Here is a 19,021-nt window from a genome sequence, read left to right on the forward strand (position 1 = left end):
CGGATATCGCCGGCTCTCGGAGCCGCCGTGATTGCGCTGGCCGCCAGTCTGTGGGCGGCTCCGCCGCCGGCGCTGCCGGCCGCCGCCCAGCCGCCGGCCTTGACGAACGCCGGGTTCGAGACCGCCGGCAGAGGCGCGACACCCGCCGGCTGGCAGGTCACCGAGCCGGCTTCGCCCGGGGCAGCGGTGGTCACCCGAAGCGCCGCCGTGCGGCACGCCGGCACGGCCAGTCTGCTCATCGACTGTCCCCGCCCGGAACGCGTCACGGTCGCTTCCGAACCGATCCGACTGACCGTGGGGCGCATCTACCGGCTCAGCGGCTGGATCCGGACCGAGGAGGCACTGTCCGACCCGCTCAGCCGGTATCCCACCGCCGTGCCCGCCACCCTGAGCATGCTCTCCTTCCCCTTCACCAATCACGCTCCGGCCGTGGGCGCCGATTCCGACTGGACCGCGGTAAGCACGGTCTTCATCGCCACGAAGGGCGTGGACCGCGTCCAGCTGCACCTGGGCCGCAACGGCACCGCCACGGGCCGCGCCTGGTTCGACGAGCTGCGTCTCGAGGAAGTGACGGATATCGCCGAGTTCATCCCCCTGGAGACGGTCCGCTGGCACGGGCCGGCCTACCGCTACGACGACCAGGGCTGGACCTTCGTCCACATCGAGGGCGAACCGTACGCCCGCGGCTTCCAGTACGGCTCGCTGGTCGCCGACGAGATCGTCCAGTACCTGTCCAAGCTGGCCGTGCAGCGCCACGCCCAGGAGCCGGCCCGCGGCTGGCAGCAGCTGCGCTTCATGGCGGACGCCCTCTTCCTCCGCCGGTTCGACGAGGAGTTCCTCCTGGAGATGCGCGGCATCGCCGACGGAGCCGCCGCCGCGGGCGCCCGCTACGACGGCCGGCCGTTGGATTTGGTGGACATCGTCACGATCAACGCATTCATCGATCTCGACAGCCTGGAGGACGCGCTGGATCGCACCCCCCACGCGCTAAGCGGCAGGAAATTGCTGAAGCCCGAGGAGGAGATGGACGTCCCGGCCGACCGGAACCGCTGCTCCTCAATGGTGGCCACCCGTTCGGCCACCACGGACGGCCGGTTCGTCTTCAACCAGCTCTTCATGTGGAACGGCTACACGGGCGTCCACTGGAACATCGTCGTCGACGTCCAGCCCAGCGCCGGCCACCGGCTGGTGTACCAGACATTCCCCGGCGGCATCCACTCTGGTGCCGACTTTTACATCAACGCGGCCGGCCTCGTCATCGGGGAAACCACCGTGGGGCAGACTCCGTTCAACGCCGAGGGGACACCCCAGGCGAACCGCATCCGCAAGGCCGCCCAGTACGCGTCGAGCATCGACGAAGCCTGCGCCATCCTGCGCGAGCACAACAACGGGTTGTACACCAACGACTGGACCATGGCCGACGCCAAGACCGACGAAGGCGCCGTCCTGCTGCTGGGCACCCACGCCTCGAGGCTGTGGCGTACCGGCACCGCCTCCGTCGCCGCGGACACGCCGGGCGGCCTGCGCGACTTCATCTGGGCCAACAACAACAACCGCGACCCGGCGGTGACGCGGGAGTACGTCACCCACCCCGAAAACGCCCCCTACGACCTCGCGTTCAGCGCCTGGAACCGCGACGTCGCCTTCAATGAATTCTATCGCCGCTACGGCGACGGCCGCATCGATTCCATCGCCGCGGTCAACCTCGCCGCCTCATCGCCCATCAACCGCGCCCACGCGTGCGACGCCAAGGTCACCACCGCCGAGATGGCTGAGCAGCTCGTCTTCTTGGCGCACCACGGCAAGGCCACCTTGCGGGACAAAACCGTCGGCGGCCGCTGGATCCCCGACTTGCCGGGCGCGCGACCACACCTGGCCCTGGGCTGGACGGCCTTCAGCCCGGTCGTCATCACCGAACGGCTGCACGCCGCCCGGGCCCAGGCGCCCGAGCCGCCGGCCCGACCGGCCGATCCGGAGACGGACCGCCAGGCGATCACCGGCTGGCTGGCCTACCCGCGCGAGCGGTTGTGGCACAACACCGTCGCGCCGGCCACCGACGCCGACAACTGGTTCGTCTCCGGCTCGGCCGCCTACTGGCGGATTCTGCGGGACCTGCCGGAGAAGGCCGCAGACGCGCAAACCCATCTGCTCCGGACCTTCGGCGAGCTGAACGACCGGTACCTGTACCTGACCGGCCGGGAGGGCACGCTGACCCCCGCCGCGGCCCGCCGGGCCTACGACCGCTACACACCGTACCAGGTGCCGCGCATCAAGGGCACCTACCTGCTCCACCAGCTCCGGCTCCTGCTGGGCAACGCGGCGTTCGCCCGGGTCATGGACGCGGTGCATGAGCAGTACGCCGACACGCCCATGACCACCGCCCAGTTCATCGCGACGGCCGGTCTGGCCGCCGATCGCGAGTTGGCGACATTCGTCCGCCAGTGGACCGACCGGGACGACCTGCCGGATCCTCGCATCACTGCGGCCGTCTCCGCCACCACCGACTCCGGTCTGACGCTCACCGTGACCGTCCGCCAGGACGGGACACCGTACCATTTCATCACCGCCTTGGCCATCCGGACGGGCCAGAAGGTCCGCCATGAAGTCCTGGAAGTTGACGCGCCGGCCCAGGAGTTCCGCTTCACGCTGACGGAACCACCCGACGCGATCACCTTCAACCCGGGCTTTGATATCCCCGTGAACCGGGAGCGGTTTTACACCTGGTCCAATTTCATCGACGATTTCCATGACACCTGGATCGTCTACGGGACCAACCGGCAGGTGGAGGCGAACCATTCCGCCGCCGAACGATGGGCCCTCACGCTGGCCGACGCGTACGCCGAGGTCCTGGCGCCGGTGTGCAAGGACTGCGAGCTCTCGACGCCAGACGCGGCCGCGCATGACCTGATCGTTCTGGGCAGCCCCAGCGACAACGTCCTGACCGCAAGTCTGGCCCAGTCGGGCCGACTGCCCGTCGATTTCGGCCGTAACTGGTTCCGCTGGCAGGACCGCGTCTACGCCGATCCGGACGACGGACTGGTGCTCGTGCTCCCCAACCCCTTCAATCCGAGACGGGCCCTCTACCTGTTCACCGCCAATTCCCAGCTTCAGCTCCATGCCATGACCCGCCGGTTCCAGCGCGACCTGGGCGGTTGGGCGGTCTTCAAGGGAGACGCGGTGACGGCGAAGGGGCCGCATCCGGAGGAGCGGTTCACCATCCGGTTCGGAAAACCGGATGCAGTGGCTGTCCCCCTGGACGACTCGACCGCACCGTGAGCGGCGGCGCTCAGCGTCCGGCCGGATTGACCGGGCGCCTGTGCACGCGGAACCGCGGCGCCAGGAACGCGCATCCGACCCAGAGGACCAGCCCGAGCACACCGGCCGCAGACCACAGGACGGTGCCGCCCAACCGGGCGTAGATCCAGAGCCCAGTCGCCGGTGCGACCACCAGCGCCACGGCGAACAGCGCCGTGTAGGCCCCCATGTACCGACCCACATCGGTCGTGCCGGCACGAGCCGCCACCAGGCTGTTGGCGAACGGCAGCGCCAGCATCTCGCCGGCGGTCCAGACCAGCACCGTGAAAACGACATACGGCCAGCTCGAGCCCCACGGCATCAGGCCGAACCCGAGACAGACCAACAGGCAGCCCCAGCCCATCATCCGGAGATGATCGCACTGCTGCAGTCGATGCACGAGGACCATCTCCACCATCACGATGATCAGGGCGTTGAGCCCGAACAGCATCCCAATCCGGTTTTCGAGCAGGCCGAAATGCTCCCGGTAGTACAGCGGAAGGGTCCCCATCGTCTGGAAGAACACCATGGCCAGCCCGAACAACACGGCCAGCAGCCCCAAAAACGGCCAGTCCCGCTTCCGCGCCGGCGGTCCGGATGGAGCCGGTGTCACCGGAGCCGCCGCAGCGCCCTGTCGTCGGTACCGGCGGCCCACCGTCACCCAGAGCAGCGCGGCCGCCAGGCAGCAGGTGCTCCCGTCCACCACGAACAGCCAGAAGTAATCAACGAGGGCCAGCATGCCCCCGACGAGCGGCCCCACCGTAATGCCCAGGTTGATGGCCATCCGGAGGAGCGTCAAGGCGCGGGTGCGCGTCTCGGGCGCCGCCGACTCGGCCACGGCCGTCATGCAGGCCGGCCGGAACGCGTCGCCCAGCATTCCCAGCGCGGCGAAACCCGTCATGAGCGCGGGCGCCGTGCGCAGCAGCCCCAGCAGCAGGAAACCCGCCCCGCCGGCGATCAGACTGACGAGCTGAACGGGGATCGCCCCCACCCGGTCGCTCAGCCGGCCCCCGGCAAAGGTGCCGATCACCGACCCGATGCCGAACGCAAAGATCACCCATCCGGCTTCGCTCTTGTCGAAGCGAAGCTCCCGGGTGAGATACAGCGTCAGGAAGGGCAGCACCATGGTTCCGGCGCGATTGACGAGCGCCACCGCCACCAACACCCAGGTCTCTCGCGCCAATCCCGCGAACGCATCCCGGTACAGGCTGATCACATGTTGCAGCATGGCGGTGGCCTAAACCCCGCGATTTTCGTTCCGCTCTAGCGGGACCACCCGGATTTGCCCCAAAATCCGCTGGCTCCGAGCGGAATACATTTTAGCAATTCGGAAAACGATTGTCACAAGTGGCCCGTTTGCTATAATGACTTTGTCTTTCTCGACCGATCGGAACGGGCGGCATGCAACACAAATCACTGGGCAAGTACCAGATCGAGGGAACCCTCGGCAAGGGCTCGATGGGCGTGATCTACATCGCCTTCGACACCGCCCTCGAGCGCAAGGTCGCCATCAAGACCATGACGTCCGAACTGATGACGGACCCGCAGCTCCGCAAGCGCTTCAACACCGAGGCCAAAGCGGCCGGCAGCCTGCGGCACGCGAACATCATCACCATTTTCGAGCTGGGCGAGGAGCAGAAGACGCCCTACATCGTCATGGAGCTGCTCAGCGGGACCGACCTGAAGACCATGATGCAGTCCAACCAGCGCTGGCCTTACCGGAAGCTCCTGAACATCGCCATCCAGACAAGCAAGGGGCTGCATTACGCCCACCAGCACGGGGTCGTCCACCGGGACATCAAGCCGGCCAACATCTTCATCTGCTCCGACGGTCTGGTGAAAATCCTGGATTTCGGCGTGGCCCATGTCCTGACGTCCACCATGACCCAGGCCGGCATGCTGCTGGGCTCGCTCGGCTACATGCCTCCCGAACAGATCATCGGTCAGAAGGTGGACGGCCGCGTGGACCAGTATTCGCTCGGGGTGATCCTGTACGAGCTGATCACGGGCAACAAGCCGTTTCTGGAAAAAGACATCCCCACCACGATTCAGGCCATCCTCAACAAGCCGCCCATTCCCATCCGGACCATCCGCGACGACTGTCCCGCGGCGCTGGAGACCGCCGTTCTGCGGAGCCTTCAGAAAGACCGCGAGAAGCGTTTTCCCAACCTCGACGAATTCTGCCGGGTGCTGTCCCAGCTCTATGCGACGGTCGCGGCCGACGACACCCTCCAGCTCCAGCATACCGTGACGGCGGACCAGGCGGCTCCGACCAAGGCTGCGGAGAAGAAAGGGTCCGACACCAAATCCTGGTTGACGCTGAACGAGCTGCTCCACCAAAGCCGTGAGATGGCAAAGGACGGCCGGCTGACCGAGGCGATCGGGCTCCTCAAGGAGCATAACAAGACCTATCAGCACGATCCCGAATTCCAGACCTACTACCGCCAACTGCGCCAGGAAAAAGAATCCTTCGACAAGCGGGCCATGTTCCAAAAGCACTACCAGGACGCGCTGCGACTCCTCGATGAGGACAACTTCCAGCTGGCCCGGCTGGAACTGGAGACGCTGCTCAAACTGGATCCATCGTCACCTCAGATCAGCCAGCTGGACCGGTTGATCTCCACGCGGGAGTCGGCCTGGCAGATCAACGAGTGGGCCGAAGAGGGTGAAAAGCTGGCCAACCGCGGCAGCTGGGACGAACTCGCCGCTCATATCGACGCGGGAAACCGCCTCTTCGGCAAGGTGAAAGACTATATCGTCCGCAGGGAGCATCTGGAGAACCGCCGCGAGAAGAGCGACATCGCCTCCCTGTTTGAACAGCTGATTCCGCTGGAGGAGTCGGGCCGATTGGAGGAAGCCGTGGCGTTGCTGCGGCCCCTGCTCCGTGTGTATTCCAAAAACCGGGAACTTGTCGAGAAGTACAACACCCTGATGGCCACCAAACTGGAACAGGACCGTCAGGAATCGATGCAGCATTTCGTCAGCGATCAGATCAAGATCGTCAACACCCTGCTCAAGTCCGATCAGACGGAACAGGCCCAGATCTACCTCATGAAACTGCTGGACAAGTTCCCTGGCACGGCGGCATTCGAAGAGAAGATGATCGAAGTGGCCAATCAGATCGAGCTCCAGCGGTCGTTCCGCGAGATCCGCGAGGCGCTGGACGCGCGCGATCTCGGCAAGGCGGAGGAGCTGTACAAGCTGGTCACCGAAGCGTATCCGAACGAGAAGCAGGTGACGATCTTCAAGCATGAGCTGGACAACCTGCGCCTGAGCTTCCAGAACGAGGACATGCTTGAATGCAGCCAGTCCCGATTGGCCAACGCCGTGAACCTGGCTTCGAAGGGCGCCTATGACAAGGCGCTGGAGATCATCCGCGAGCTCATGGCGCAGAATCCGGAGCACACGTTCCTGTACACCAATTACCTGAAGATCAAGTCCGACAAGGAAACGCGTGATCGCGAGGAACTGCTGGCCGGCCTCGAGGAGCTTGACCGTCTCGAGAAAAACGGCGACTTGTACCAAGCGGCAGAGCTCGCCCTGTGCCTGATGGACCGGTTCCCCAACGAGGACGCCCTGATCACCCTGTCGCAGGCACTCAAGAAGCGTCTGGTCAGCCTGCAGCAGGAGAAAATCGAAAAAGCCATTGCCACGGGCTCCTTCCAAGAGGCCGCCGCGCTCCTGGACAGCACCCTCAGCCTCATACTCTTGAAAGACGAGCCCGTGTTCCAGGAACTGCGAGACAACCTGGACATGGAAAACAAAAAAGAGGAGCACATCAAGGCGGAGATGGAGAAGGCGCGCATCGCCCTGAAGGAGCAGCGGATCGACGAAGCGTTGGACATCGTCAACTCGCTCATCCCGCTCAGCCCCGCCAGTGAAGAACTCAAGGAATTTCTCCGGGACATCGTCTACCGAAAAACTCGATCACTTTAAATCCAATCTGCTTAAGAAACAAAATTAGGGTTGCATATCGTTGCGTTTGATCGCAACATATTCATCATAATGCAACTATTTGCAACACAACAATTCGCGCGGGATTTATTTTAATTAATTATTTATCAATGTGTTACATACTATACTCGCATTTGGCATCAGAAGTGCGATTGGTTAAGGTTCACGAGCGCCGTGAGGAGGATGCCGACGACTCCATGAACGCGATGCTGGCCAATAAATACCTTGCGGAAGGACAACCGGAGCGAGCAGTTCCCCTGTTCGAAGCCCTGGTCGCCGACGGAGCCCAGCAGGAGCCGGCCCTCTATGCCCTGCTCGTCTGCTACGCGGTTCAGCTGCGCTGCCGAGACGTTTCCGAAATCATCCGCCGGATCATGACCATGAGTCCGGCGCTGGACATCGGCCGAATCCGTCAGTACGGCCTTCGTTTTTCTTCAGAATTCATCGACGGGCTTCGGGCCCGGCTGGGCGCTCTCTGCCGTCAGGCCGACTCCAGTGCCACCGCCTGCAACCGGATGGTGCTGGCGGAGCTGCTGGAGGACGAGACGGAAGCGGCTCGCTGCCGTTGGCTGATCGGCCAGTTGGAACCCGAATGGCACATTCGCTGAGAAGCACATGATCCAGCGCGCACGATATTTTATATTCAAGGAGCTTAAGATGGCGATGACACCCCGTATACTGGCGTCGTCCTGGGTGGCATGGGCGGCGCTTGGGGCCTGGCTGGCCGCCGCGGACGCGTCCGCACCCCGCCTGCTCACTCTACGCGAGGCCGCGGAACTGACTCTGGCCCACAATCCTTCGGTTCAGGCGGTCCGGGAACAGCAGGAGGCCGCGCGCCAGGTGAGCCGGCAGGCAAAATCGCAGCAGTTGCCGCGTCTCGACTTCAAGGAGAGCTTCACCAACGGCAACAACCCGATCTACGTCTTCGGAGCGAAGCTGACCCAGGAGAAGTTCTCCGCCTCCGATTTCGACATCGAGCTGCTGAACAATCCGGATCCCATCAACAACATCAAGACCGAGCTCACCCTGTACCAGTCGATCTGGCAGGGCGGCCAGACGCAGGCGCGGCGCGCAATGGCCCGGCTGGGCGAGGAAATCGCCGCTGAACGGCTGAACCAGACCCAGCAGCAACTCCTGCTGGAAGTGGTCACTCACTACTATGCCATTCAGCTCGCGCGGCAGAACCTGGAGACCGTCCAAGCCGCCCGCCGGTCCGCCGAAGCCAGCCTCACCCGCATCCAGAACATGTTCGACTCGGGGCTCGTGGTGAAGTCGGACCTGCTCCGGATGCAGGTTCACATCGCCGAGGTGAGACGGCAACTGCTGGAGGCGGAGAACAACCTCAGGCTGAGCGTCTCCGCGCTGGACATCGACACCGGCCGGCAGCTCGGCGAAGGCTTTGAACCGGCCACACCGCTGGCGATGCGCGGCGACGCGCTGCCCGACGAGGCGTCGCTGCTGGCCGCCGCACTGGCTAACCGACCGGAGATAGCGGAAATGGAGCGCGCCATTGCCGTCGGCCGTGAGCAGGTTAACGAGGCCCGCGGCTACAACCGGCCCCAGGTCGGCGCCTTCGCCACGTTCGAATACGACCAGGGCACGCGGTCCGGTTCCTCCGGCGCCAACTACCTGCTCGGTGTGCAGCTGTCATATAACATCTTCGACGGTATGTACAAGGGAGCCAAAGTGGCCGAAGCCGAGGCCAACACCCGCGCCCGCGAGTCGCAGCTCCGTCGCCTGACCCAACTCATCAGCCTGCAGGTCAAGGATGCCTATCTCCGCAGGAGCACCGCCCGCCAGCAGCACCAGGTTGCCGCGGAGGCGGTGGCCCAGGCGGACGAAAGCCTGCGGATCATGAAGGACCGCTACGAGGCGGGCATGGCCCCCCTCACCGACCTGCTGAACGCCGAGACGGCGCTGACGGCCGCCCGCACCAGCCTGAGCCAGGCAATCTACCAGTACCACCTGGCGCACGCCAACCTCGAGCTGGCGGCCGGTCGGCTGAATCTGGACAGCCCCCTCTTCCAATGATCGCCGAGAGGAACAGCGCCATGATGCAGCAACTGAACAACACCGGAGTCCGTCGGTTCCATTCCGCCGCATTCAATTCAGGGAGGTTCAATCCTATGTTCCGCAATATTCTGCCTGTCGCCCTTCTGGTCGTCCTGCTGGCGGGTTGCGGCGGTGCACCCGAGAAGGCCGCAGCCCCGACCCCGGGAACGCCCGTCGCCGTCGGGGCTCTGGTCGTCCAGCCGACCGAATGGCCGGCGACCCTGGAGGCTGTGGGCACCGTGCGCGCCCGAACCAGCGCCCTGATTGCGAGCAAGGTGATGGGGTACGTGCGGGAGGTGCGCGTCCAGGCCGGCGATGCCGTGGGCGCGGGCGATCTGCTCGTGTTGCTCGACGCCCGGGACCAGGAAACGGCCCTGCGGACCGCCCAGGCCGGCCTGGCCGAAGCGCGGGACGCCACGACCGAGGTTGAGAACGCCATCCGCGCCGCCGAGGCCAATCTCGAGCTGGCTCGGGCCACCCATCGGCGGATGAGCAACCTGTTCGACAAGAGCTCCATTTCCCGTCAGGAATTCGACGAGGTCGTCACCCGCCTCAAGATGGCCGAGGCCAACCACGAGATGGCCCTGTCGAAGCAGAATCAGCTTCAGGCCAGGATCCGGCAGGCGGAAGAGGGGGTCCGATCAGCCGAGATCATGACCGGATACGCCGAGATCCGCGCGCCTTTCGCCGGCGTGGTCATCGACAAAACCGCGCAGCCGGGCAATCTGGCCGCGCCGGGAGTGCCGCTGTTGACCCTGGAGCGGCGCGGCGACTACCGCCTGGAAGCGTCGGTGGACGAATCCCAGTTGGCTTCGATTCGGCCAGGCGCGCCGGTCACGGTCACGCTGGACGCCTTGAACCGCCGGATCGACGCCCGGGTGTCCGACGTTGTTCCGGCCGTGGATCCCGCGGCCCGCGCCTTCCTGGTCAAAATCGACCTGCCGGCTGCGCCGGACCTGCGCTCCGGACTGTTCGGCCGGGCCACCTTCGCCGTGGGCAGTCGCCGCGTGCTGACGGTGCCCGCCGACGCTATCCGCACCCGCGGCCAGCTGCAGTGGGTGTTTGTGACCGACCAGGGCACGGCCCGTCTGCGCATGGTCACCACCGGCACCGAGCGCGACGGCCGCCGCGAGGTTCTCTCCGGTCTCGCCGCCGGTGAGTCGATCATCTATCCCGTCACCGCTGACCTGTCCGACGGGGCCAAGGTGGAGGTCCGGTCGTGAAAGAGCTGCAACCGCTCGGCATCGCGGGCCGCTTCGCCCGCTCGTGGATCAACTCGAAGCTGACGCCGCTGTTCATCGCCGCCTCGCTGGCGCTCGGCGCGTTCGCCGTGTGGCGCCTCCCCCGCGAGGAGGAGCCGCAGATCAAGGTGCCCATGCTCGACGTCTTCGTCGCCATGCCCGGCGCCAGTGCCAAGGAAGTCGAAGAGCGGGTCACCAAGCCCATGGAAAAGCTCATCTGGGAGATCCCGGGTGTCGAGTACATCTATTCCACCTCCAGCCCGGGGATGGCCATGGCCATCGTTCGCTTTTACGTCGGCGAGGACGAGGAAGACAGCATCGTCAAGCTGAACCAGAAGATGTTCGCCAATTTCGACCTCATCCCGCCGGGCGCCTCTCAGCCGCTGATCAAGCCGCGCTCCATCGACGACGTGCCCATCCTGGCGCTGACGCTTTGGAGCGAACGGTACGGCGACTTCGACCTGCGTCGCATCGCCGCCCAGGTGCATGACACCGTGAAACAGGCGCCCGACGTCTCGGCGGCCACCATCATCGGCGGCCAGCGTCGCGAGGTCCGGGTGGTGCTCGACGAGAAACGACTCGCCGCCTACAGCCTGTCGCCCATGCAGGTGTACGGCGCGCTCGGTGCGTTCAACCGGCGCCTCTCCGGCGGCCGGTTCGCCGCCGACAACCGTGAGTTCACCCTGGAGGTGGGCCAATTCCTGGCCAGCGCCGCCGACGTCGGGAACGTGGTCGTCGGCATCGCCCAGGGCAAGCCGATCTACGTCCGCGACGTCGCCGAGGTGGCCGACGGCGGCGAGGAGCCGGTCCAGTACGTCATGCACGCCCACGACGGCACGTTCCGCCCGGCGGTGACGCTGTCCATCTCGAAACGCAAGGGGACCAACGCCATCACCGTGGCCGAGGAGGTCCTGCAACGTGTCGAGAGCCTCAAGGGCCGAGTCATCCCGGCCGACGTGAATGTGACCATCAGCCGCCACTACGGCGAGACGGCCTCGGAGAAATCGAACGAGCTGCTCTTCCACATGGCCATCGCTGTGGTTTCGGTGAGCATCCTGGTCGGCATCACCTTGGGCATCCGGGAGCTCTGGATCGTCTTCATCGCCATCCCGGTGACCCTGGCCCTCACCCTGACGGTGTTCTACCTGTACGGGTACACCCTCAACCGGATCACCCTATTTGCGCTCATCTTCTCCATCGGCATCCTGGTGGACGATGCCATCGTGGTGGTGGAAAACATCGTGCGCCATGCCCGCATGGCCGCCAACAAGGGGCGCCCCCTCGTCGATATCGCCATCGAGGCGGTGGACGAGGTGGGCAACCCCACCATCCTGGCCACCATGACCGTTATTGCCGCCATCCTGCCCATGGCCTTCGTGGGCGGGCTCATGGGCCCCTACATGCGGCCCATCCCGGTGGGCGCCTCGGCGGCCATGATCTTCTCGCTCATCGTCGCCTTCCTGGTCACCCCGTGGGCCGCGGTCCGGCTCCTCAAACTGCGCGGAAGCCACGGGCACGACGAGCAGGAGGATCTGCTCACCCGGTTCTACCGGCGGGTGATGGACTACCTGCTCCACCGTCCGGCGTACCGGTACGGCTTCCTGCTGATGGTGATCGTGCTCCTTCTCGGCTCGGTGGGACTGATCTTCATCGAGTTCGTCGAAGTCAAGATGCTCCCATTCGATAACAAGAGCGAATTCCAGGTCATCGTGGACATGCCCGAGGGGACCACCCTGGAGACCACCGCGATGGTCACCCGCCGCCTGGCCGAGAAGGTGCTGGAACACCCCGAGGTGGTGGACCTGCAGACGTACGCCGGCACGGCGTCGCCGTTCAACTTCAACGGCTTGGTGCGGCACTACTTTTTGCGCCAGGGCGCCAACGTGGCCGACATTCAGGTCAACCTTTTGCCCAAGGGCGACCGTGATCTCCAAAGCCATGACATCGCCAAGAAGGTCCGCGCCGACCTCGTGCCCGTTGCCCAGGCGTTCGGCGCACGGATCAAGGTGGCTGAGGTGCCGCCGGGCCCGCCGGTGCTTCAGACGCTGGTCGCCGAGATCTACGGCCCCGACCAGGCCGGCCAGCACCGGCTGGCCCGCCAGGTGCGGGACATCTTCGAAAGCGTCGAGGGTGTGGTGGATGTGGACATGTACCTCGAGGACGACCAGCCGAAGACCAACCTGCTGGTCGACAAAGAAAAGGCCGCGCTGCACGGAATCTCCGAGGATGACATCGCCCGGACGCTGCGGATCGCCACCGCCGGCGAGTCGGCCGGTCTGCTCCACAGCGAACTGGAGAAAGAGGATGTGCACATCCGGATGCGCCTGGACCGCGCGGCGCGCTCCGACCTGAACCGCCTCCTGAGCCTTAAACTCCCCTCGCCCGACGGCCGGCTCGTGCCCCTGTCGGAACTTGTCCGGGCAGAGCGGACCATTGATGACAAGAGCATCTACCACAAGAATCTGATGCCCGTGACCTACGTGACCGCCGACGTGGCCGGGGCCCACGAGAGCCCGGTCTACGCGATCCTCGCCCTCGGGCCCAAGATCGACGGAATCCGACTGCCCGAGAGGTACCGGATCGAACAGCTCACTGCGCGGTTGCCCGAAAGCGACGATCGGTATGTCCTCAAGTGGGACGGTGAGTGGCACATCACGTATGAGGTGTTCCGCGACCTGGGCATCGCCTTCGCCGCGGTGCTCCTGCTCATCTACATCCTGGTGGTGGGCTGGTTCCAGTCGTTCGACACGCCGCTCATCATCATGGCGGCGATCCCCTTCTCGCTGGTGGGTATCCTGCCGGCCCACGGCCTCATGGGCGCCTTTTTCACCGCCACGTCCATGATCGGCTTCATCGCCGGCGCGGGGATCGTCGTCCGCAACTCCATCATCCTCGTCGATTTCGTCGAGCTGCGTTTGCGCGAGGGGATGCCCCTGGACCAGGCCGTGATCGACGCTGGCGCCGTCCGATTCCGCCCCATGATGCTCACGGCGGCGGCGGTGATCGTCGGCTCGGCGGTGATCCTGTTCGATCCGATCTTCCAGGGGCTGGCCATCGCTCTGATGGCCGGCGAGGTGGCCTCGCTGGCCCTGTCGCGCATGACCGTCCCCATCGTCTATTTCGTGGTGCACCGCCGGTGGCACAAACACCCGGCTGCACCACCAGCCTGATCAGGAGGAGACCATGAGCGCCGATTCCGCCCGACCGATCCTGTGCCCCACGGACTTCAGCGCCGAAGCCGGCCACGCCCTCCGCTGGGGCGGTGAGCTGGCACTCCGGCTGTCCCGTCCGCTGGTCGCCCTATATGCCGACCGGTTCCTGCCGCCGCCGCACTTCACGGCGCGACAGATCGACATCCTCGTCGAGGAACTCGACCAGTCCCGCACCGTCGCCCGGCAGGCGCTGGTCGACCAGGCGGGCCGGATGATCGCCCCGGCCGTCGCCACCGAGCCGGTGGTGGTCCAGGATCTGGCGGTTCCAGCGATCATCCGGCTGGCCGCCGAACGGAACGCCGAGATGATCGTGATGGGCTCACACGGTCACAGCGCCCTCGACCGGATCATGCTGGGTTCGGTGACCGAACGGGTTCTGCGATTGGCGGACCGGCCGGTACTCGCGGTCAAGCTATCCGCAGAAAAGGACCCCGCCGCCTTCCCGGAGATTCGCACCATCCTCTGCCCCGTGGACCTCGGCGAGGACGCCCGGCCGGCGCTGCTGCTGGCTGCCCGGCTGGCCACGGCCTTTGCGGCCGAGCTCCAGGTGCTCCACGTGGCGGAAGCGGCGCCGGACCCGGACGTGGAACGCGCCGCGCGGGAGGCCCTGTGCGCCTGGGTGCCGGACACCGCCCGCACCAGCTGCCGTCTCCACGAGGTGGTTCGGCCTGGCAAACCGGCCGAAGAGATCCTCCTGGCGGCGCAGGAGTCGCACGCGGAGCTCATCGTGTTGCCGACCCGCCACAAGCTGTTTCAGGACGTCACCGTGCTCGGGGCCACCGTCGCCCGGATCACCCGGCACGCGTCGTGCGCCGTGCTGGCCGTTCCAGTCGTCTGAGACGAACCGGCGGGTTGCATCATCCAATACTATTGACCGATTCAAGCGGATCGAGTCCAAAGGAGACACATTATGACCGTTGATCGCCTGCTTCGACTGATCGCCGGATTCTTCATTCTGCTCACCGTGGCCCTGGGCGTCTGGGTCCATTCGAACTGGTTCTACTTCACCGCGTTCGTCGGGCTGAACCTCTTCCAGTCAGCCTTCACGAACTGGTGCCCCATGATGACCATCCTGCGCAAGCTGGGCGTGCCTGATACCACCCCATGCAGACAGTGACGAGAGGCGGGGCAATTCCATGTCCGAGATGTTGACGATTTTAATGTTCGTCGGGATCTGGATCCTGCTCCAGGCGGTCATCCTACCCCGCCTGGGCGTCAAGACCTGAATGTCCGACGCCTGCGATCTCGGGTCCCGGGATCGGAAACAGCCGCCGCCATCGGATGCGGAGTGAGGTGACCATGCCGCTGTACGAATACTTCTGCCGGGAGTGCCGAAAAACGTTTGAAGCGTTGCGGCGCCTGTCCGACGACGACGCCGACGTGCGCTGCCCCCATTGCGGCTCGGAGAAGGTGGATCGTGAGTTCTCGACCTTCGCCAGCGCCGGGTCACCGGGTCACGCCGGATGCGCATCCGGTCCCATCGGCTGAGCCTGATCCCGGGGGCGGAGTTGCCGCCCCATCCACCGACGGCCACCGTCCGGTCCGGCGCGGCGTGTTCACTGCGCGCCGGATCAATTTTCTTGCGGGTCCCGCGGCCGGCCGGAGCCGCCGACCGCTTCGCACTTGCGCGCGCTTCCACCCTGGGATAGACTGGAACGATCTCGGGTGCAGGAGACCCCGGCGTGGCGGAACGAACGTCGTACCGCTGGATCTGGATCGACCCCATCATCATCACCTTCACCGGGCTGATGTCGTGCCTGTCGGTGATCATGTCGCTGTTCGACGGCAGCGGGGTGAAGCAGCATTGGTGCGCCCGGACGTGGGCCCGCTTCATCCTCTGGATCAGCCGTGCTCGCGTCACCACTGTCGGCGTGGAGCACATTCCCCTCAACCGGCCGTGCGTTTTCGCCTCCAACCACCAGAGCTTCTTCGACATCTGGACGCTGCTGGCGCACCTCCCGGTCCAGTTTCGGTTCGCCGCCAAGGAGTCGCTCTTCCGCGTCCCGTTCCTCGGCTGGCACCTGCGCCGGAGCGGCAACATCCCCGTGCATCGCGGCGAGCCGCGCAAGGCGCTCCGCAGCATCCGCGACGGCGCACGCAGGATCGCCGGCGGCGTCAGCGTGCTCGTGTTCCCCGAAGGGCAGCGCAATCCCGAGGGTGTGATTCTGCCCTTCAAGAAGGGGGTACTGCTCATCGCCATCTACGCCCAGGCGCCCGTGGTGCCCATCGCCATTGCCGGCAGCCGGTTCCTGCTCCCCAAGGCCTCGATGCGCATCCAGCCGGGCGACATCCACATGACCGTGCTGCCGCCCATCGAGACGACAGGTCTCACCACCCGCGATGCGGAAGAGCTGGCCGAGCGCGTCCGCGCCGCGATGCTCTCGGTGTACACCCAGCCCGGGCCGGCGCCACATGATGCCTGAACCCCTCCGACCCTACGAACCGTCGGGTGTCGACCCGGTCCTGTTCGGGGCCGCGGGTCGCATCGTGGCGACGCTGCACGCGGCCGGCTTCACGGCCTATTTCGCCGGTGGATGTATCCGCGACCTGTTGCTCGGCCGCCCCGTCCAGGATGTCGACATCGCCACCGACGCCGTGCCGGCGGAGATCCAGCGCCTCTTCCCCGACCACCGCGCCGTGGGTGCGCAGTTCGGCGTCATCCTGGTGAAGCTGGATGGCATTCCGTTCGAGGTCGCCACGTTCCGCGCCGACCTGGCCTACCGCGACGGGCGGCATCCCGAAGGGATCCGCTTCAGCACACCGGCCGAGGACGCGCGCCGCCGCGACTTCACTGTCAACGGCCTGTTCTACGATCCCCGCCGGCGGGTCATCATCGACTACGTCGGCGGCGAAGCCGACCTGGCAGCCCGGTGCATCCGGACGATCGGCGCGCCGGATGACCGCTTCAGCGAAGACCACCTCCGGCTCATGCGGGCCGTCCGGTTTGCCGCCGGTCTGGGATTCACCATCGATACGGCCACGTGGGAGTCTCTGCGACGATTGGCGCCCGCCATCCACCGGGTGGCGCCCGAACGCATCCGGGAGGAACTCCTCAAAGGCCTCACCCGCCGGGGAGCCGACACTGCGCTCGACCTGCTGGAACGCTCCGGACTGCTCGCCGCCATCCTGCCGGAGGCGAGCGCCATGGTGGGCATCCCCCAGCCGGAAACCTACCACCCCGAAGGCGACGTGTTCACCCACGTGCGGGCGATGTTCGCCGCCGCCGACTACCCACTGCCGGGCGCCCTGGCCATGGGGATCCTGCTCCACGACATCGCCAAGCCGCCCACGTTCCGCATCCGGGACCGAATCCGATTCCACGGCCACGTCGAATTGGGCGTCGCCCTGAGCCGGCGGATCATGGAGCGGCTACGTTTCGCGCGTGAGGAGACCGAACGGGTCAGCGCGCTGGTGGCGTCGCACCTGCAGTTCATGCACGTCCAGGAGATGCGGCCCAGCCGGCTGAAGCGCTTCCTGCGGATGGACGATTTCGACCTTCACCTGGAACTGCACCGCCTGGACTGCCTGGGCTCCCACCGCCTGCTGGACCATCACACCTTCTGCCGCGAGCAGCTCGCCGCCCTGGGCACGGCGGCCATCAGTCCGCCGCCGCTCCTCACCGGCCGCGACCTCATCGAGCTGGGCTTCCAGCCGGGACCCCAGTTCAAGACCATCCTGCACGAGGTCGAGACCCTTCAACTCGAAGACCGGCTCACGACTCGCGAGGCGGCGCTGGAGCACGTCCGCCGGCGGTATCGGTCGGCCGGCCACTGATCGTCCGCAGGGACCCTGTTGCGCCGCCGATGATTTATGCTATAGTGATGGCGCCGGAGCAATAACCAGCCGCAAGGACAACCGCCAAGGATTGTGCCATGGATATTCAGATCCTCGGAACCTATCCGGGCGAACTCTCGCAGCGCTTCATCCTGACCACCTACGTCATCAACGGCGAGCTGGCCATCGACGCCGGCGCCATCGGGCTGGGCCTGACCGTGGCGGAGCAGAAGCGGATCCAGAACATCCTCGTCACCCACACCCACATCGACCACCTGGCCACCCTGCCGATCTTCATCGACAACCGCTGGTCCGACTCCGCCCCACCGCCCGTGATCCACGCCACGGCGCACAACCTGGCCATGGTCAAGAAGCACCTGTTCAACAATGTCCTGTGGCCCGAGCTGCAGAGCATCTCCGACCACTTCTTCACGCTGCGCGACGCGGAGCCCTACCAGCCGGTGGACCTGGAGCGGTTCACCTTCTACATGTTCCCCGTGAACCACCCGGTCCCGACCTATGGCATCGTGCTGGAGGAGAAGACCACCCGGAGCCAGGTGCTGTTCACGTCAGACACCACCATCTGCGACGTGATCTGGATCGAGGCCAACCGCAGCCCGCGCCTCAAGGCCATCTTCAGCGAAATCTCGTTCCCCGACGCCTACCTGGACCTGGCCCAGTCGTCGGGACATCTCACGCCGAAGCTCCTCGAGCGGGAGCTTCGGAAGCTGAAGAAGCACGTGCCGATCTACCTCACCCACTACAAGAACCAGTACGTGGAACAGATCGAGCGGGAGATCGACGGATTGCGCGGTCCGTGCATGCACATTGCCCGCGCGGGGGAGAGGATCCACATTGAGTGAAAATGTTTACCTGGAACTCCGGGACAAGTCGCAGTCCCGCCGATTTCCCCTGACCAGCGTGTCCAACACCATCGGCCGGGCGCCCGCCTGCGATGTCGTGCTGGCCTTTCCCCAGGTGTCCCGGTACCACGCCCGGATTTACCGACAGGGGGAGCAGTTCCTGATCGAGGACAACAAGAGCGTCAACGGCACGTTCGTCAACGACCAGCAGATCACCAGCCACCTGTTGCGCCACGGCGACCGGATCAAGCTGGGCACGGTGGTGGTGACGTTCTGCAACCCGCTGGTCTCACGCGTCAACCTGTCGGACGAGTATGAGACCGACGCGAACATGACCATCGCCTTCCCCATCTCCCGCTTCTCGCTCTCCGAAGGCAAGACCACCCCCCAGCTCCAGCGCGACCCCCAGCAGATGATCCAGGTGATCTTCAACTCCACCAAGGCGCTGATCGGCTCCAACAGCCTGGACAGCGTGCTCTCCGGCGTCATGGACCTGGTGTTCGAGTACCTGAAGGCGGACCGCGGCTTCCTCATGCTCCAGGACGAGACGAACGAGCTCGTGCCCTATGTGATCAAGCTGCGCCATCCCTCCGCGTCGCGCTCGGAGAAGGACATCAGCTTCTCCCGGACC

The 19,021-nt window shown here is 65.5% G+C and carries 14 protein-coding genes; 13 read left to right on the plus strand and 1 reads right to left on the minus strand.

Features of this window, described 5'->3' with window-relative positions; translation table 11 throughout:
- Positions 1 to 27: 27 nt before the first annotated feature.
- Positions 28 to 3,276, plus strand: a complete 3,249-nt coding sequence (locus tag GX414_11025) for a hypothetical protein (GenBank protein ID NLI47626.1) — start codon at positions 28 to 30, stop codon at positions 3,274 to 3,276.
- Positions 3,277 to 3,286: 10 nt separating this feature from the next.
- On the opposite strand, the gene GX414_11030 is transcribed toward GX414_11025, so the two are convergent.
- On the minus strand, positions 3,287 to 4,522 hold the full coding sequence (locus GX414_11030) for an MFS transporter (protein ID NLI47627.1): 1,236 nt from the start codon (positions 4,520 to 4,522) through the stop codon (positions 3,287 to 3,289).
- Positions 4,523 to 4,695: 173 nt separating this feature from the next.
- Here GX414_11030 and GX414_11035 point away from each other — a divergent pair, with 173 nt between their 5' ends.
- From GX414_11035 to GX414_11090, 12 genes are all read left to right on the plus strand, one after another.
- Positions 4,696 to 7,230, plus strand: coding sequence for a protein kinase (locus tag GX414_11035; protein NLI47628.1), 2,535 nt, complete (start codon positions 4,696 to 4,698; stop codon positions 7,228 to 7,230).
- A gap of 215 nt (positions 7,231 to 7,445) precedes the next feature.
- Positions 7,446 to 7,856 (plus strand): hypothetical protein, encoded by a 411-nt coding sequence (locus GX414_11040; GenBank protein NLI47629.1) that lies wholly within the window; start codon positions 7,446 to 7,448, stop codon positions 7,854 to 7,856.
- 49 nt (positions 7,857 to 7,905) lie between these two features.
- Positions 7,906 to 9,279, plus strand: coding sequence for a TolC family protein (locus GX414_11045; protein NLI47630.1), 1,374 nt, complete (start codon positions 7,906 to 7,908; stop codon positions 9,277 to 9,279).
- Positions 9,280 to 9,374: 95 nt separating this feature from the next.
- The gene (locus GX414_11050; GenBank protein ID NLI47631.1) at positions 9,375 to 10,523 is read left to right on the plus strand and encodes an efflux RND transporter periplasmic adaptor subunit; all 1,149 of its coding nucleotides are present in this window, start codon (positions 9,375 to 9,377) and stop codon (positions 10,521 to 10,523) included.
- 5 nt (positions 10,524 to 10,528) lie between these two features.
- Positions 10,529 to 13,711 (plus strand): efflux RND transporter permease subunit, encoded by a 3,183-nt coding sequence (locus tag GX414_11055; GenBank protein NLI47632.1) that lies wholly within the window; start codon positions 10,529 to 10,531, stop codon positions 13,709 to 13,711.
- A 13-nt stretch (positions 13,712 to 13,724) separates the two neighbouring features.
- On the plus strand, positions 13,725 to 14,591 hold the full coding sequence (locus tag GX414_11060) for a universal stress protein (protein ID NLI47633.1): 867 nt from the start codon (positions 13,725 to 13,727) through the stop codon (positions 14,589 to 14,591).
- Between the two features lie 72 nt (positions 14,592 to 14,663).
- Positions 14,664 to 14,870, plus strand: coding sequence for a DUF2892 domain-containing protein (locus GX414_11065; GenBank protein NLI47634.1), 207 nt, complete (start codon positions 14,664 to 14,666; stop codon positions 14,868 to 14,870).
- A 182-nt stretch (positions 14,871 to 15,052) separates the two neighbouring features.
- Positions 15,053 to 15,241: a zinc ribbon domain-containing protein gene (locus tag GX414_11070; GenBank protein ID NLI47635.1), complete on the plus strand. Its 189-nt coding sequence runs from the start codon at positions 15,053 to 15,055 to the stop codon at positions 15,239 to 15,241.
- A gap of 194 nt (positions 15,242 to 15,435) precedes the next feature.
- Positions 15,436 to 16,176: a 1-acyl-sn-glycerol-3-phosphate acyltransferase gene (locus GX414_11075; GenBank protein NLI47636.1), complete on the plus strand. Its 741-nt coding sequence runs from the start codon at positions 15,436 to 15,438 to the stop codon at positions 16,174 to 16,176.
- Positions 16,169 to 17,527 carry a CCA tRNA nucleotidyltransferase gene (locus GX414_11080; GenBank protein NLI47637.1) on the plus strand — a complete coding sequence of 453 codons (1,359 nt, stop codon included), beginning with the start codon at positions 16,169 to 16,171 and terminating at the stop codon, positions 17,525 to 17,527. Before GX414_11075 ends, GX414_11080 begins: the two co-directional genes overlap by 8 nt.
- A gap of 98 nt (positions 17,528 to 17,625) precedes the next feature.
- On the plus strand, positions 17,626 to 18,390 hold the full coding sequence (locus tag GX414_11085; GenBank protein ID NLI47638.1) for a 3',5'-cyclic-nucleotide phosphodiesterase: 765 nt from the start codon (positions 17,626 to 17,628) through the stop codon (positions 18,388 to 18,390).
- Positions 18,383 to 19,021 (plus strand): FHA domain-containing protein (locus GX414_11090; GenBank protein NLI47639.1); only part of this gene is annotated, 639 nt, incomplete at its 3' end. The genes GX414_11085 and GX414_11090, both read left to right, overlap by 8 nt.

This window comes from Acidobacteriota bacterium (assembly GCA_012517875.1).
Taxonomy (GTDB): Bacteria; Acidobacteriota; JAAYUB01; order JAAYUB01; family JAAYUB01; genus JAAYUB01.